Annotated in this window: 15 protein-coding genes; 13 read left to right on the plus strand and 2 right to left on the minus strand. The window is 69.0% G+C overall.

Annotated features, from left to right (window positions below; all coding sequences use genetic code 11):
- Nucleotides 1–206 precede the first annotated feature (206 nt).
- From rpsB to KZ820_RS00260, 13 genes are all read left to right on the plus strand, one after another.
- On the plus strand, nucleotides 207–992 hold the full coding sequence (gene rpsB / locus KZ820_RS00200; protein WP_132907756.1) for a 30S ribosomal protein S2: 786 nt from the start codon (nucleotides 207–209) through the stop codon (nucleotides 990–992).
- 145 nt (nucleotides 993–1,137) lie between these two features.
- Nucleotides 1,138–2,073 carry a translation elongation factor Ts gene (gene tsf / locus KZ820_RS00205; protein ID WP_183920024.1) on the plus strand — a complete coding sequence of 312 codons (936 nt, stop codon included), beginning with the start codon at nucleotides 1,138–1,140 and terminating at the stop codon, nucleotides 2,071–2,073.
- Nucleotides 2,074–2,469: 396 nt separating this feature from the next.
- The gene (gene pyrH / locus KZ820_RS00210; protein WP_219746747.1) at nucleotides 2,470–3,213 is read left to right on the plus strand and encodes a UMP kinase; all 744 of its coding nucleotides are present in this window, start codon (nucleotides 2,470–2,472) and stop codon (nucleotides 3,211–3,213) included.
- The gene (gene frr / locus KZ820_RS00215) at nucleotides 3,200–3,757 is read left to right on the plus strand and encodes a ribosome recycling factor (protein ID WP_219746748.1); all 558 of its coding nucleotides are present in this window, start codon (nucleotides 3,200–3,202) and stop codon (nucleotides 3,755–3,757) included. Before pyrH ends, frr begins: the two co-directional genes overlap by 14 nt.
- 28 nt (nucleotides 3,758–3,785) lie before the next feature.
- Nucleotides 3,786–4,517: an isoprenyl transferase gene (locus tag KZ820_RS00220; protein ID WP_219746749.1), complete on the plus strand. Its 732-nt coding sequence runs from the start codon at nucleotides 3,786–3,788 to the stop codon at nucleotides 4,515–4,517.
- 10 nt (nucleotides 4,518–4,527) lie between these two features.
- Nucleotides 4,528–5,340 carry a phosphatidate cytidylyltransferase gene (locus KZ820_RS00225; protein ID WP_132907761.1) on the plus strand — a complete coding sequence of 271 codons (813 nt, stop codon included), beginning with the start codon at nucleotides 4,528–4,530 and terminating at the stop codon, nucleotides 5,338–5,340.
- Nucleotides 5,337–6,494, plus strand: coding sequence for a 1-deoxy-D-xylulose-5-phosphate reductoisomerase (locus KZ820_RS00230; RefSeq protein ID WP_219746750.1), 1,158 nt, complete (start codon nucleotides 5,337–5,339; stop codon nucleotides 6,492–6,494). The genes KZ820_RS00225 and KZ820_RS00230 overlap by 4 nt, the downstream gene beginning before the upstream one ends.
- The gene (locus KZ820_RS00235; protein ID WP_219746751.1) at nucleotides 6,491–7,624 is read left to right on the plus strand and encodes a M50 family metallopeptidase; all 1,134 of its coding nucleotides are present in this window, start codon (nucleotides 6,491–6,493) and stop codon (nucleotides 7,622–7,624) included. Before KZ820_RS00230 ends, KZ820_RS00235 begins: the two co-directional genes overlap by 4 nt.
- A 61-nt stretch (nucleotides 7,625–7,685) precedes the next feature.
- On the plus strand, nucleotides 7,686–10,418 hold the full coding sequence (gene bamA / locus KZ820_RS00240; protein WP_444547587.1) for an outer membrane protein assembly factor BamA: 2,733 nt from the start codon (nucleotides 7,686–7,688) through the stop codon (nucleotides 10,416–10,418).
- On the plus strand, nucleotides 10,418–11,080 hold the full coding sequence (locus KZ820_RS00245; RefSeq protein WP_219746752.1) for an OmpH family outer membrane protein: 663 nt from the start codon (nucleotides 10,418–10,420) through the stop codon (nucleotides 11,078–11,080). Before bamA ends, KZ820_RS00245 begins: the two co-directional genes overlap by 1 nt.
- The gene (fabZ, locus tag KZ820_RS00250) at nucleotides 11,077–11,589 is read left to right on the plus strand and encodes a 3-hydroxyacyl-ACP dehydratase FabZ (RefSeq protein ID WP_219746753.1); all 513 of its coding nucleotides are present in this window, start codon (nucleotides 11,077–11,079) and stop codon (nucleotides 11,587–11,589) included. The genes KZ820_RS00245 and fabZ overlap by 4 nt, the downstream gene beginning before the upstream one ends.
- Nucleotides 11,590–11,687: 98 nt before the next feature.
- Nucleotides 11,688–11,918: a 50S ribosomal protein L31 gene (gene rpmE, locus KZ820_RS00255; protein WP_132907765.1), complete on the plus strand. Its 231-nt coding sequence runs from the start codon at nucleotides 11,688–11,690 to the stop codon at nucleotides 11,916–11,918.
- 36 nt (nucleotides 11,919–11,954) lie between these two features.
- The gene (locus KZ820_RS00260) at nucleotides 11,955–12,278 is read left to right on the plus strand and encodes a PilZ domain-containing protein (protein WP_132907766.1); all 324 of its coding nucleotides are present in this window, start codon (nucleotides 11,955–11,957) and stop codon (nucleotides 12,276–12,278) included.
- Nucleotides 12,279–12,520: 242 nt separating this feature from the next.
- Here the strand turns inward: KZ820_RS00260 and KZ820_RS00265 are convergent, their stop codons facing one another.
- Complete coding sequence (locus KZ820_RS00265; protein WP_219748022.1) at nucleotides 12,521–12,967, minus strand: NfeD family protein; 447 nt, start codon at nucleotides 12,965–12,967, stop codon at nucleotides 12,521–12,523.
- Complete coding sequence (locus KZ820_RS00270; protein WP_219746754.1) at nucleotides 12,967–13,929, minus strand: SPFH domain-containing protein; 963 nt, start codon at nucleotides 13,927–13,929, stop codon at nucleotides 12,967–12,969. Before KZ820_RS00270 ends, KZ820_RS00265 begins: the two co-directional genes overlap by 1 nt.
- Between the last annotated feature and the right edge of the window lie 52 nt (nucleotides 13,930–13,981).

A 13,981-nucleotide genomic window follows, 5' to 3' on the forward strand; every position in this document is an offset into this window, starting at 1 on the left:
TGCTTCTGCCGTTCACCCTGTGTTCCACCGTCTTGTTCCAACTATGTTCACGCCTGTCAAGCGTTTGTTCTCCCGCTTGCGATCGTTCGGCCGATCGGCTAAGGCGCGCCCCTCAACCCCGCATGGGAAGCAACACACACACCGGTGCGCCGCCTTCGAGGCCGCGTCACTCGCTTCCCAGAGGCTTAACCGGAAGGAATTCAATTATGGCGGCACCTGTCGTCACGATGCAGCAGCTCATTGAGACCGGCGCTCACTTTGGCCACCAGACGCACCGCTGGAATCCGAAGATGAAGCCCTACATCTTCGGCGAGCGCAACGGTGTCCACATCATCGACCTGTCGCAGACCGTGCCGCTGTTCGCGCGCGCGCTCGACTTCGTCAGCTCCTCGGTCGCCTCGGGCGGCAAGGTGCTGTTCGTCGGCACCAAGCGCCAGGCGCAGGAGCCGGTCGCCGAGGCGGCGCGCCGCGCCGGCCAGCATTTCGTCAACCACCGCTGGCTCGGCGGCATGCTGACCAACTGGAAGACGATCAGCAACTCGATCAAGCGCCTCAAGGCGCTCGAGGAGCAGCTGTCGGGCAACACCGCCGGTCTGACCAAGAAGGAGGTGCTGCAGCTCACCCGCGAGCGCGACAAGCTCGAGCTGTCGCTCGGCGGCATCCGCGACATGGGCGGCATCCCGGACGTGATGTTCGTGATCGACGCCAACAAGGAGGAGCTCGCGATCAAGGAGGCCAACACGCTCGGCATCCCGGTCGTCGCGATCCTCGACTCGAACGTGTCGCCCGACGGCATCGCCTTCCCGGTGCCCGCCAACGACGACGCGGCGCGTGCCATCCGCCTGTATTGCGAGGCGATCGCCATCGCGGCGACGCGCGGCAACCAGCAGCAGCAGGCCGGCCGTGGCGTCGACCTGGGCGCGATGAGCGAGCCGCCCGCCGAGGAGGCGCTCACGGTCGAGACGCCCGCGGCCGAGCCCGCCGCCGCCTGACCCGCGTGTCCGCGCGGGCGGCCCTCGCGCGGACGCACGATTGTCACGGAGGCTGCCTAAGCCGCGGCCTCCCTCATTTCCCCTCGGCGCGCGGCGATTCACCGATCGTCGCGCGTCGATGCAAAAACCAGCTGAGGACAAGACGATGGCCGATATCACGGCAGCGATGGTCAAGGACCTGCGCGAGAAGAGCGGCGCGGGCATGATGGACTGCAAGAAGGCGCTCAGCGAGACCTCGGGCGACATGGACGCCGCGCTGGACTGGCTGCGCACCAAGGGCCTCGCGGCGGCGCAGAAGAAGTCGAGCCGTACCGCGGCCGAGGGCCTGGTCGGCGTCGCGGTGAGCGGCACCAAGGGCGCCGCGGTCGAGGTCAACTCGGAGACCGACTTCGTCGCCAAGAACGAGCAGTTCCAGAACTTCGTCCGCGAGGTCACCCAGATCGCGCTCGCCAGCGGCGGCGACGTCGAGGCGATCAAGGCGGCGCAGATGCCGTCGGGCACCACCGTCGCCGAGGCGCTGACCAACAACATCGCGACGATCGGCGAGAACCAGTCGATCCGTCGCGCGCGCTCGCTTTCGGTGAGCCAGGGGGCGGTCGTGGCCTATGTCCACAACCAGCAGGCGCCGGGCCTGGGCAAGATCGGCGTGCTCGTCGCGCTGGAGAGCGCGGCGTCGGACGAGGTGTTGCAGGGCCTCGGCAAGCAGCTGGCGATGCACATCGCGGCGGCCTTCCCCAAGGCGCTCAACGAGGAGGACCTCGACGAGGCCGAGATCGAGCGCGAGCGCGCGATCGCGGCCGAGAAGGCGGGTGAGTCGGGCAAGCCGGCCGACATCATCGCCAAGATGGTCGAGGGTTCGATCGCCAAGTACCGCAAGGAGCACGCGCTGGTCAGCCAGCTGTTCGTGATGGACGGCAAGACCAAGATCAGCGACGTCGTCGCCAAGGCGGGCAAGGATGCCGGCGCCGAGATCAAGCTGGTGGACTATGTCCGCTTCCAGCTCGGCGAGGGCATCGAGAAGGAGGTCTCCGACTTCGCCGCCGAGGTCGCCGCCGCCTCGGGCGTGCCGCAGCCGGTCTGACGCCGGATCGTCCGTCTAGGATGATGCGCCGCCGCCCCGGCAACGTGCCGGGGCGGCGGTTCGCGTTTTTGGAGAGGCGATCCACTCCCATCCGTGGATAGCGAGTGATGTGGCTGACTTGCCCCCTCAACCCGCCGTCATCCTGAACTCGTTTCAGGATCCACTCTTACGCAAGAGCCGCCGCTCCTGGGTGCGCGGCACCGTGGATCCCGAAACGAGTTCGGGATGGCGGCAGTAACGGCAGTGACGGCAGTGACGGCAATGGCGCCGATAACGGCAGGATGGCGCGGCGCGTCTGGACGCGCCTCCCGGCTCCCCGACTGTGTCAACCCATTGCCAGCCGCCGACCCGCCGCCTAGGGTCCGCGCCGCTCCGCCCCCTGTACAACGAGACTCGATGACCCAGCCCCGCTACAAACGCATCCTGCTGAAACTCTCCGGCGAAGTGCTGATGGGCGAGGGCGGTCTCGCGATCGATCCCGCGGTCACCGCCCGCGTCGCGGAGGAGATCGCCGACGTGAAGGCGCAGGGCTATGAGCTGTGCATCGTCGTCGGCGGAGGCAATATCTTCCGCGGGCTCGCCGCCGCGGCCAAGGGCTTCGAGCGCGGCACTGCCGATTACATGGGCATGCTCGCCACCGTCATGAACGCGCTCGCGGTGCAGAACGCGCTCGAGCAGATCGGCGTCGACACGCGCGTCCAGTCGGCGATCCCGATGCACTCGGTGTGCGAACCCTTCATCCGCCGCCGCGCCGAGCGCCACCTGGAAAAAGGGCGTGTCGTGATCTTCGCCGCCGGGGTGGGCTCGCCCTTCTTCACCACCGATTCGGGCGCCGCGCTGCGCGCCGCCGAGCTGAACTGCGACGCGCTGTTCAAGGGCACCTCGGTCGACGGCGTCTACAACGCCGATCCGAAGAAGGACCCGCAGGCGACCCGCTACGAGACGGTCAGCTACGACATGGTGCTGGCCAAGAACCTCAAGGTGATGGACGCCAGCGCGGTGGCGCTGTGCCGGGATTCCAACATTCCCATCGTCGTGTTCAACATCCGCGAGCACGGCAATTTCGCTGCCGTGCTGCGCGGCGAAGGTGTCTCGACGGTGGTGCAGAAGGAAGTGGAGACGACCGATGCCCGCGTATGACAAGAACGACCTCGAGCGCCGCATGAACGGCGCGGTGGAGTCGCTCAAGGGTGACCTCGGCGGGCTTCGCACCGGCCGCGCCTCGACCTCGCTGCTCGATCCGGTGACGGTCGAAGTGTACGGTGCGCACATGCCGCTCAACCAGGTGGCAACCGTGTCGGTACCGGAATCGCGCATGCTGTCGGTTCAGGTGTGGGACAAGACCAACGTCAGCCCGGTCGAGAAGGCGATCCGCTCCGCCGGGCTCGGACTCAATCCGATCAACGACGGCCAGACGTTGCGCCTGCCGATCCCTGACCTGACCGAGGAGCGCCGCAAGGAACTCGCCAAGCTCGCCGGGCAGTATTCGGAGAAGGCCAAGATCGCGGTGCGCAACGTCCGCCGCGACGGCATGGACGCGCTCAAGACTGACGAGAAGAAGGGCGTGATCTCCGAGGATGAGCGCAAGCGGCTCGAGACCGAGGTGCAGAAGCTGACCGACGCGACGATCGCCGACATCGACTCGGTCTCGGCCGCGAAGGAAAAGGAAATCCTCAACAAGTGACGTCGCTCGCGCCTGGGGGGGAGGGGTGATGGCGACCGCCGCGATGCCGCGCGAGGCGCCCGCGGTGCTGCCGCGCCACGTCGCCATCATCATGGACGGCAACGGCCGCTGGGCGGCGCAGCGCCACCTGCCGCGTGCCGCCGGCCATCGCGCCGGCGTCGAGGCGGTGCGCTCGGTCACCCGCGCCGCGCGCGCGATGGGGCTGGAAGCGCTGACGCTCTATGCCTTCTCCTCGGAGAACTGGCGCCGCCCGGAGGACGAGGTCGGCGCGCTGATGAAGCTGCTCAAATTCTTCATCCGCAACGATCTCGCGGAGCTGGTGCGCGAGAACGTGCGGCTGCGCGTGCTCGGCGACTACCGCCGCTTCCCCGCCGACGTGGTCGAGCTGGTCGACGACGCGCTGGAGCGCACTGCCGCCAACACCGGGCCGATCCTCGCGATCGCGCTCAATTATGGTGCGCAGGCCGAGCTGGTCACTGCCGCCCGCCGCCTCGCCGAGCGCGCCGCGCGTGACGGCCTCGCGCCCGAGACGATCGACGCCGCCGCGATCGAGGCCGAGCTGGAGACGCGCGACCTGCCGCCGCTCGACCTGCTGATCCGCACCTCGGGCGAGCAGCGCCTGTCCAATTTCCTGCTCTGGCAGGCGGCCTATGCCGAGCTGCTGTTCGTCGACACGCTGTGGCCCGACTTCGACGCCGCCGCGCTCGCCGCCGCGCTCGACTCGTTCGGCAAGCGCCAGCGCCGCTACGGCGGGCTGTGACGCGGCCCGCATGACCGAGCCGACGCCCGACGCCAAGCTGCGTACCCCTTCCAACCTGCGTCTGCGAATGATCGCCAGCGTCGCGATGATCGCGGTGGCGAGCGTCGCGCTGGTGCTGGGCGATATCGCCTTTTGGCTGCTCGCGGTGGTGATCGCGCTGTTCATGATGGCGGAATGGTCGGACCTGGAGAAGGTACCGCCCAAGACCAAGCGGCTGGCGCAATTCGCGCTGAGCGTGCCGCTGGCGACGATGGCGCCGGCGTGGCTGATCATCGAGCCGCGGCCCTTCTTCACGCTCGGGCTGATCGCGGGCGCGGCCTTCTTCGTCGCCATCGTCACGCGGCTGCCGCAGCTCGCGCTCGGCGTGGTCTATTGCGCGCTGCCGGTGCTCGCTTTGGTGGTGCTGCGGAGGCAGGGCGAGGGGCTGCTCGAGACCTTCTGGGCGATGTCGCTGGTCTGGGCGTGCGACATCGGCGCCTTCTTCGCGGGCCGCTCGATCGGCGGGCCCAAACTGGCGCCGCGGCTCAGCCCCAACAAGACCTGGGCCGGGCTGATCGGCGGCGCCGCGGCGGCCACCGCGCTGGGTGCGCTGCTGCACGCGGCCGCGGGACTGCCGCTGGTGCTGGCGCTCGCCTCGCCGCTGCTCGCGGTGCTGGCGCAGGCGGGCGACCTCTATGAGAGCTGGCTCAAGCGCCGCGCCGGCGTGAAGGACTCGGGCAACATCCTGCCGGGCCACGGTGGCGTGCTCGACCGGCTCGACGGGCTGGTGCCGGTGGCGCCGGTGGCGGCCTTGCTGGTCGTCTCGCTGGGCGCGTTCGGGTGAGGACCGTCTCGATCCTGGGGGCGACCGGCTCGGTCGGCACCTCGACGCTCGACCTCGTCGAGCGCGAGCCCGATCGCTTCCGCGTCGTCGCGCTCACCGCCAATTGCGACGTCGAGCGCCTCGCCGCGGCGGCGCGGCGCACCGGGGCCGAGCTGGCGGTGGTGGCGGACGAGTCGTGCCTGCCCGCGCTGCGCGACGCGCTGTCCGGTACAGGCACCGCGGTGGCAGGGGGCGCACAGGCGATATGCGACGCCGCCGCCTTGGGCGCGGACTGGACGATGGGCGCGATCGTCGGCTGCGCCGGGCTGCGACCGACGCTGGCGGCGATCGAGCGCGGCGGCACGGTGGTGCTGGCCAACAAGGAGCCTCTGGTCTCCGCCGGCGACATCATCACCGCCGCCGCGGCGACCCACGGCGCCACGCTGCTGCCCGCCGACAGCGAGCACAACGCGGTGTTCCAGTGCCTCGACCCGACCCGCCCCGATAACGTCCGCCGGATCATCCTGACCGCGAGCGGCGGGCCGTTCCGCGACTGGACGCTCGAGCAGATGGCGGCGGTGACGCCCGCGCAGGCCGTGGCGCACCCGAATTGGTCGATGGGCGCCAAGATCTCGGTCGACAGCGCGACGATGATGAACAAAGGACTCGAGCTGATCGAGGCGGCGCGGCTGTTCCCGGTGCCGCCCGAGCGGATCGAGATCGTGATCCACCGCCAGTCGGTGATCCACTCGATGGTGGATTACGTCGACGGCTCGATGCTGGCGCAGCTCGGCCCGAGCGACATGCGCGTGCCGATCGCGCACTGCCTCGCCTGGCCCGAGCGGATGGCGACGCCGATGGCGCCGCTCGATCTCGTGAAGCTCGGCCGGCTCGACTTCGAGGCGCCCGACGCGCTGCGCTTCCACGCGCTGACGCTCGCGCGCGACGCCGCCGAGGCGGGCGGGGCGCGGCCGGCGATCCTCAACGCCGCGAACGAGGTGGCGGTCGCCGCTTTCCTGGCGGGCGCGATCGGCTTTCTTGAAATTGCCGCAATCGTCGACGATACGCTACAACGCTACGACCCGGCCGCGCCGGAGACGCTCGACGCGGTGCTCGCGATCGACGCGGAAGCGCGAAGGAGAGCCGGCGAGCGCGTGAAGGATTGCGTCGCTTGATCCAGACTCCTGGCGTATTGATCACCGCTCTGGCCTTCGTCCTGGTGATCGGCCCGCTCGTCTTCGTCCACGAGATGGGCCATTATCTCGCCGGGCGCTGGTTCGGGGTGCACGCCGAGGCCTTCTCGATCGGCTTCGGGCGCGAGATCGCCGGCTGGACCGATCGCCGCGGCACGCGGTGGAAGCTCGCCTGGCTGCCGCTCGGCGGGTACGTCCGCTTCGCCGGCGACATGAACCCGGCGAGCCAGCCCGGCCCCGAGTGGCTCGCGCTGCCCGCGGAGGAGCGCGCGCGCACCTTCCAGGCCAAGCCGGTGTGGCAGCGCGCGATCGTCGTGGCCGCCGGCCCGGTCGTCAATTTCGTACTGGCGGTGCTCATCCTCGCCGGCTTCGCGCTGGCGTATGGCGACGCGCGCACGCCAGCGGTGGTGGGCGAGGCGCTGCCCGGCACCGCCGCCACGGCCGCCGGCCTGCGCGCGGGTGACCGGGTCACCGCGCTCGGCGGGCGCGAGATGGACACGTTCGAGGACATGGTCCGGTACGTGAAGATCCGCGCGGGCGAGCGCGTCCGCGTCGATTACGTCCGGGGCAGCCGCGCCGCCGCGGTGGACGCGACGATCGGCACGCAGCTGCAGCGCGATCGCTTCGGCAACGAATATCGTGTCGGCCTGCTCGGCATCGCGCCGACGACGCCGGTGATCACCGAAGTCGGCGCGTTCGAGGCACCGGTCGTCGCGGTGCGGCGCACCGGACAGATCGTCGGAATGATGGTCGAGACGATCGGCCAGATCGTCACCGGGCGGCGCTCGGTCAAGGAGCTGGGCGGGCCGCTCTCGATCGCCAAGGCCTCGGGCGAGCAGCTCACGTTGGGACCGGACGCGTTCGTCTTCCTGGTCGCGCTCGTGTCGATCAATCTCGGGTTCATCAATCTTTTGCCAGTGCCGATGCTCGATGGCGGCCATCTGCTCTTCTACGCGATCGAGGCGGTGCGGCGGAAACCGGCACCGCCGCAGCTGGTCGAATGGGCGTTCCGGGGCGGGCTGGCGGCGGTGCTCGCGCTGATGCTGCTGGTGACGTTCAACGACCTCAGCAACCGCGGGCTGTGGCAGCAGCTGGCCGGCTTGATCGGGTGAGCAAGGTAAGGCAGGGCGACGCGGCCCGCATGCGTGGCGGTTACTCTCGGGTGGGATTTAGGTGACGGTGCTGAACGTTTCAACTTCGCGGGCGCGTGCCTCGGCGACCTTGCTGGGCTGCACGATGCTGGCCGGCGTGCCGCTCGCCGCCGCGGCGCAGACCCGTCCCGCGCCCGCCGCGACTCCGGCAACCCCGGCGGCGCAGCCACCCGCCGCCACGGCCGCGCCGGCGCCGCAGGCCGCGCGCACCATCACCACGCTGCGAGTCGAGGGGACGCAGCGGATCGAGCCCGAGACGGCGCTGAGCTACACCAAGCTGCGCCAGGGCCAGCCCTATACCAACGAGACGCTCGACCAGGCGATCAAGGACCTATACGCCAGCGACCTGTTCGCCGACGTGACGATCGACGGCGCCGCGACCGGCAATATCGTGATCCGCGTGCGCGAGAACCCGATCATCAACCGCGTCATCTTCGAGGGCAACAAGCGCCTCAAGGAAGACAAGATCGGCAAGGAGGTGCGGCTCAAGCCGCGCCAGATCTTCACCCGCTCGGCGGTGCGCGCCGACGTCGCGCGGATCATCGAGCTGTACCGACGCCAGGGCCGCTTCGCCGCGACGGTGCAGCCCAAGATGGTCAGCCTCGACCAGAATCGCGTCGACGTGATCTTCGAGGTGAGCGAGGGGCCGAAGTCGAAGGTCCGCCAGATCAACATCATCGGCAACAAGGTCTTCGACGACGGCAAGCTACGCGCGCAGATGGCCACCAAGGAGGCGCGCTTCTTCCGCATCCTCTCGTCGGGCACGTCCTACGACCAGGACCGGCTCGCCTACGACCAGCAGAAGCTGCGGCAATTCTACCTGACGGAGGGCTATGCCGACTTCCGCGTCACCTCGGCGGTGGCGGAGCTGACGCCCGACCGCAAGGACTTCATCATCACCTATGTCGTCGAGGAAGGCGAGCGCTACAAGTTCGGCGACGTCACCGTCGACAGCGACATCCGCGACTTCGACGGCAAGAAGATGGCGACCACGCTCGGCATCAAGAAGGGTGACTGGTACAACGCCAAACTGGTCGAGGACACGGTCGAGCATCTCAGCGAGACCGCCGGGCTGTTCGGCTATGCCTTCACCGAGGTGCAGCCCGACTTCCAGCGCGACTCCGAAGCGCACACGATGTCGATCAACTTCCACATCGGCCAGGCGCAGCGCACCTATGTCGAGCGGATCGACATCACCGGCAACACCCAGACGCAGGACAAGGTGGTGCGCCGCGAGGTCCGCCTCGCCGAGGGCGATGCCTTCAACAGCTTCCAGGTCAAGCGCTCGCAGGACCGCATCAACAGCCTGGGCTATTTCCAGGACAAGTTCGAGATCAAGCAGACGCCCGGCAGCGCCGCCGACCGCGTCGTGCTCGAGGCCAACGTCGAGGAGAAATCCACCGGCGAACTCCAGCTCTCGGCGGGCTTCTCGAGCCTGGAGCGCTTCATCATCCAGGCGAACATCACGCAGAACAATTTCCGCGGCAAGGGGCAGACGCTCCGCGCCGGCGTGAACTATTCCAGCTATTCCAAGTCGATCGAGCTGGGCTTCACCGAGCCCTACGTGTTCGACAAGAACATCGCGCTGGGGGTCGACCTGTTCCGCCGCGATTATAACTCGTTCAACTTCTACGGCACCGATCGCCGCACCACCTACAGCCAGGTGTCGACCGGGTTCCAGGTCCGCACCGGCGTGCCGCTGACCGAATATTGGCAGCTCGCCGGTCGTTACACCTTCTCCTACGACAAGGTCGGGCTGGACCAGAATTCCTTCTTCACCAACGGCTCGTGCGACCCGCTCAAGGCCGGGCGCTACCTGTGCGAGGCGCTGGGCAACCGGCTCACCTCGATGGTCGGTTACTCGCTGATCTACGACAGCCTCAACAGCCGCCTGCGCCCGACCGCGGGCCAGCGCTTCGTGTTCAGCCAGGATTTCGCCGGACTGGGCGGCTCGGTCAAATACGTCCGTACCCGCGTCGAGGGCTCGAAGTTCTGGAACATCGGCGGCGGGTTCATCGCCTCGGTCGTGGGTGAGGGCGGCTATATCCGCTCGCTCGAGAAATCGCGCGGCGAGGGGGTCGATCGCGTCCGCATCACCGACCGCTTCTACCTCGGCGAGCCGCAGTTCCGCGGCTTCGACATCCGCGGCGTGGGGCCGCGCGTGAAGCGGCAATATTACACGACCGACGCCAATGGCGCGCAGGTGCTCGTCACCGACCGCGACCAGATCATCGACGACGCGCTCGGCGGCACGGCGTATTACTTGGGCCGCTTCGAGATAGAGATCCCGCTCGGCTCGGGCGCGCGCGAGCTCGGGCTGCGACCGTCGATCTACGCGCAGGTCGGCAGCCTCTTCAACATCACCCGCCCGCTGCCGACCGCGGTGTTCCCGACGACCACGGACGCGAACGGCAATACGGTGGTATTGCCGCTGCCGGTGTACAACGATGCCAAGCAACCACTCTATTATTACACCAATGCCGACGGTCTCAGCGTCTCCACCACCTGCGCCGCCGGCATTCCGGGCGCCAATGGCAGCTGCAACGGCGTGATCGCGAACAACCCGCAGATCGCCTCGCAGCCGTTCCAGGAGACGTTCCTCGGCGACTCGGCGCGGCCGCGCCTCTCGGTCGGCATCGGCGTCAACTGGAACTCGCCGTTCGGCCCGCTCCGCATCGATCTCGCCAAGGCGCTGCTGACCCAGCCCGGCGACGACAAGAAGCTCATCACCTTCAACGTAGGGACTCAGTTCTGATGACCACCTTCAAGCACCTCCTGCTCGCCGTCGCGCTCGTCGCGCCGGCGACGCTGACCGCTCCGGCCGCGACCGCGCAGGTCGGCGGCGTCGCCGTCGCCGATCCCGAGGCGGCGGTCGCCAATTCCAAGGCCTGGGCGACCGCGCGCACGCAGATCCAGACGCAGTACAAGGCGCAGCTCGATCAGGCGAACACGCGTCGCCAGGCGATCCAGACCGAGCTCCAGCCGCTCGTCGCCGCCTATCAGAAGGCCGCCGCCGCCCCCGGCGCGACCGAGGCCTCGCTGCGCACCCAGGCGCAGGCGATCCAGACCCGCGAGCAGACCGCCAACGCCGAGCTGCAGCGCCTCACCGCGCCCGCCTCGCGCGCGCAGTCCTACGCCATCGAGCAGATCTCGGCCAAGCTGCAGGACGCGGTGAGCGCCGCGGCGCGCGCCAAGAACGTGAGCCTGCTGCTGCGCCCGAACGCGGCGCTGTTCGCCAACCCGACCGCGGACATCACCTCGGCGATCACCGCCGAGCTCGACCGCACCGTACCGACCGTCGGCATCACGCCGCCGGCCAACTGGCAGCCGGGCCAGCAGGACGGCGGCGCCGCCGCCGCGGCGCCGGCCGCCACGCCCGCGCCCGCGACCAACAATCGCGCGCCGACCGGCCGATGAGCGACGCCCCGCTCGGTCAGTCGCCCGGCGGGGCGGACGGTGAGTCGGGCGGGCCGATCGGCCCGCTCGACGTCACCCGCGTGATGGCGCTGCTGCCGCATCGCTACCCGATGCTGCTGGTCGACCGCGTCGAGACGCTGGTGCGCGACCGCTCGATCCGCGCCACCAAGGCGGTGTCGATGAACGAGAGCTTCTTCCAGGGGCATTTCCCCGGCCGCCCGATCATGCCGGGCGTGCTGATCGTCGAGGCGCTGGCACAGGCCGCTGGCGTGCTCGCGGTCGAGAGCCTCGGCCTCGCCGGCTCGGGCAAGCTGGTCTATTTCATGGCGATCGAGGGCGCGAAGTTCCGCAAGCCGGTGGAGCCCGGCGTGCTGCTCTCGCTCGAGGTCGAGTTCGTCCAGAAGCGCAGCGCGGTGTGCAAGTTCGCCGGTGTCGCGAGGATCGACGGCGCGGTCGCCGCCGAGGCGAACTTCACCGCGATGATCGCCGACCCGCCCGCCGCGGCGTAGCACCACTCCGCCGTACTTTGACTTTGCCGCGCGCGCGCTGTAGGGCGCGCGGCTTGCTGTCCCAGGCTGGTCGGAACCAGCCGCTCAGGAGCGTGACCGTGAAGAACGATACCCACCCCGACTATCACATGATCAAGGTGCAGATGACCGACGGCACCGTCTACGAGACTCGCTCCACGTGGGGCAAGGAAGGGGACGTGATGACGCTCGAGATCGATCCGCTCGCGCACCCGGCCTGGACCGGCGGCAAGGGTCAGATGCTCGACCAGGGTGGCCAGGTCGCGCGCTTCAACAAGCGCTTCGGCGGCGGGCTCACGCTGCGTAAGTAAACCTGTTGTTAGGCATGGCGGCGTAGCTTCGCCGCCATGTTCGCTGCCGAATATGCCCCCGCCGAGCGCCCCGTCCGCCGCGGACGTCGCGCCCCCGTCGCCGTCTCGGCACCGGTCGAGCAGAGCGGCATGGCGCGCACCCTGTGCAAGGTCATGGACCTCTCGCTGCACGGCTGCCGTCTGCTGACCTTCTCCGCCATGGCGCGCGACGAGTCGATCTGGCTCACGATTCCGGGCCTGGGCGTGGTCGCGGCGATCGTCGTCTGGGCCGACGATCTGGTGGCGGGCTGCCAGTTCCTCTCCCCGCTGACCGACGAGACGTTCGAGTCGCTGGTGACGCGCTACGGCCTGCCGCACTGAGGCGCCCGCGAAGTGTGAGCGGCGCAACCGAAGACGCTGCGGTCTCGCACGCCCCTCTTACTTGGCGTCATCCTGAGCTCGTCTCAGGATCCACCGTCCCGCTCCTCCGGAGGCCGGGGCGTTCGCGGAGCAGTGGATCCTGAGACAAGCTCAGGATGACGCCGGAATAGCTGCTGGCGCCACGCCGACGCCGCGAGCCGGCCGCAGCATAGCGCACGCCCCACGCCGATGCGCTCACGCCCTCACGCTTCCTCCACACTGACCACGCCGTCACGCACCGCGACGATGCGCACGCGCGCGTTCGCGGGGAGGTCGGGGCCGCGCGCGGGCCAGCTCCCATCACCCACGGCGACGCGGCCGCGGCCGTCGATGATCGCGCTCTCCAGTCGCGTCACCTCGCCGACGAGTCGGGCGGCGCGGTCGTTGAGGCGTTCGTCCCCGCCGCCGACCGGATAGTCGCGGTACCAACGCCGCCCCACGATCACCGCCATCACGCTCCAGAGGGCGAAGCAGACGAGCTGCGCCGCGAGCGGCAGCGGTGCGAGCGCGTAGCTGATCGCCGCGGTCACCGCCGCCGCGAGCGCGAGGAAGACGAGGAACACGCCCGGCACCGCCAGCTCCGCGATGCCGAGCAGCAGCGCGGCGGCGAGCCACGCCGCGCCGGGGTCACCCAGCCAGTCCCAGCCCATCACCGCGGTTCGAGTGCCGAGCGCGGCAGGTCGAGGGGTGCCTCGGGCGAGTCCTTCGGCGCGAGCACGCTCTTGGTGAGCTCGCCGATCCCTCCGAGAGTGCCGATCAGTTGCGTGGCTTCGACCGGGAACAGGATGGTCTTGGCGTTCGGACTGGTCGCGAACTTGCCGACCGCTTCGACATATTTCTGCGCGACGAAATAGTTGATCGCCTGAGTCCCGCCCGAGGCGATCGCATCGGACACAACCTGCGTCGCCTTGGCCTCCGCCTCCGCCGCCCGCTCGCGCGCCTCGGCGTCGCGATAGGCCGACTCGCGCCGGCCCTCGGCCTCGAGGATGCGCGCCTGCTTCTGCCCCTCGGCGCGCAGGATCTCGGAGGCGCGCGCGCCCTCGGCGTCGAGGATGTTGGCGCGCTTCTCGCGCTCGGCCTTCATCTGCCGGCCCATCGCCGCGACGATGTCGGCGGGCGGGCGAATGTCCTTGATCTCGACGCGGGTGATCTTGACGCCCCACGGGACGGTGGCGTGATCCACCACCGAGAGCAGCCGCGCGTTGATCTCGTCGCGCTTGGACAGCGTCTCGTCGAGGTCCATCGAGCCCATCACGGTGCGCAGATTGGTGGTCGTCAGCTGGAGCAGCGCGACATAGAGATCGGACACCTCATAGGCCGCCTTGGCGGCGTCGAGCACCTGGAAGAAGACCACGCCGTCGGTCGAGACGATCGCATTGTCCTTGGTGATGATCTCCTGCCCGGGGATGTCGATCACCTGCTCCATCATGTTCACGCGCCGGCCGACGCGGTAGAAGAAGGCGGGGTAGAAGTTGAAGCCGGGTGCGGCGGTGCCGGTGTAGCGGCCGAAATGCTCGATCGTGTACTGATAGCCCTGGCGGACGATCTTGATGCTCGTCAGCAGGTAGAAGACGACCAAAGCCAGGAACAGCAAGGCCAGCGTCACCGTCATCGTCTCTCTCCCCCGCGGTTTCACCACGTCCACGCCGCGATCATAGCCGGCG

This window comes from Sphingomonas citri, from assembly GCF_019429485.1.
Classification (GTDB): Bacteria; Pseudomonadota; Alphaproteobacteria; order Sphingomonadales; family Sphingomonadaceae; genus Sphingomonas; species Sphingomonas citri.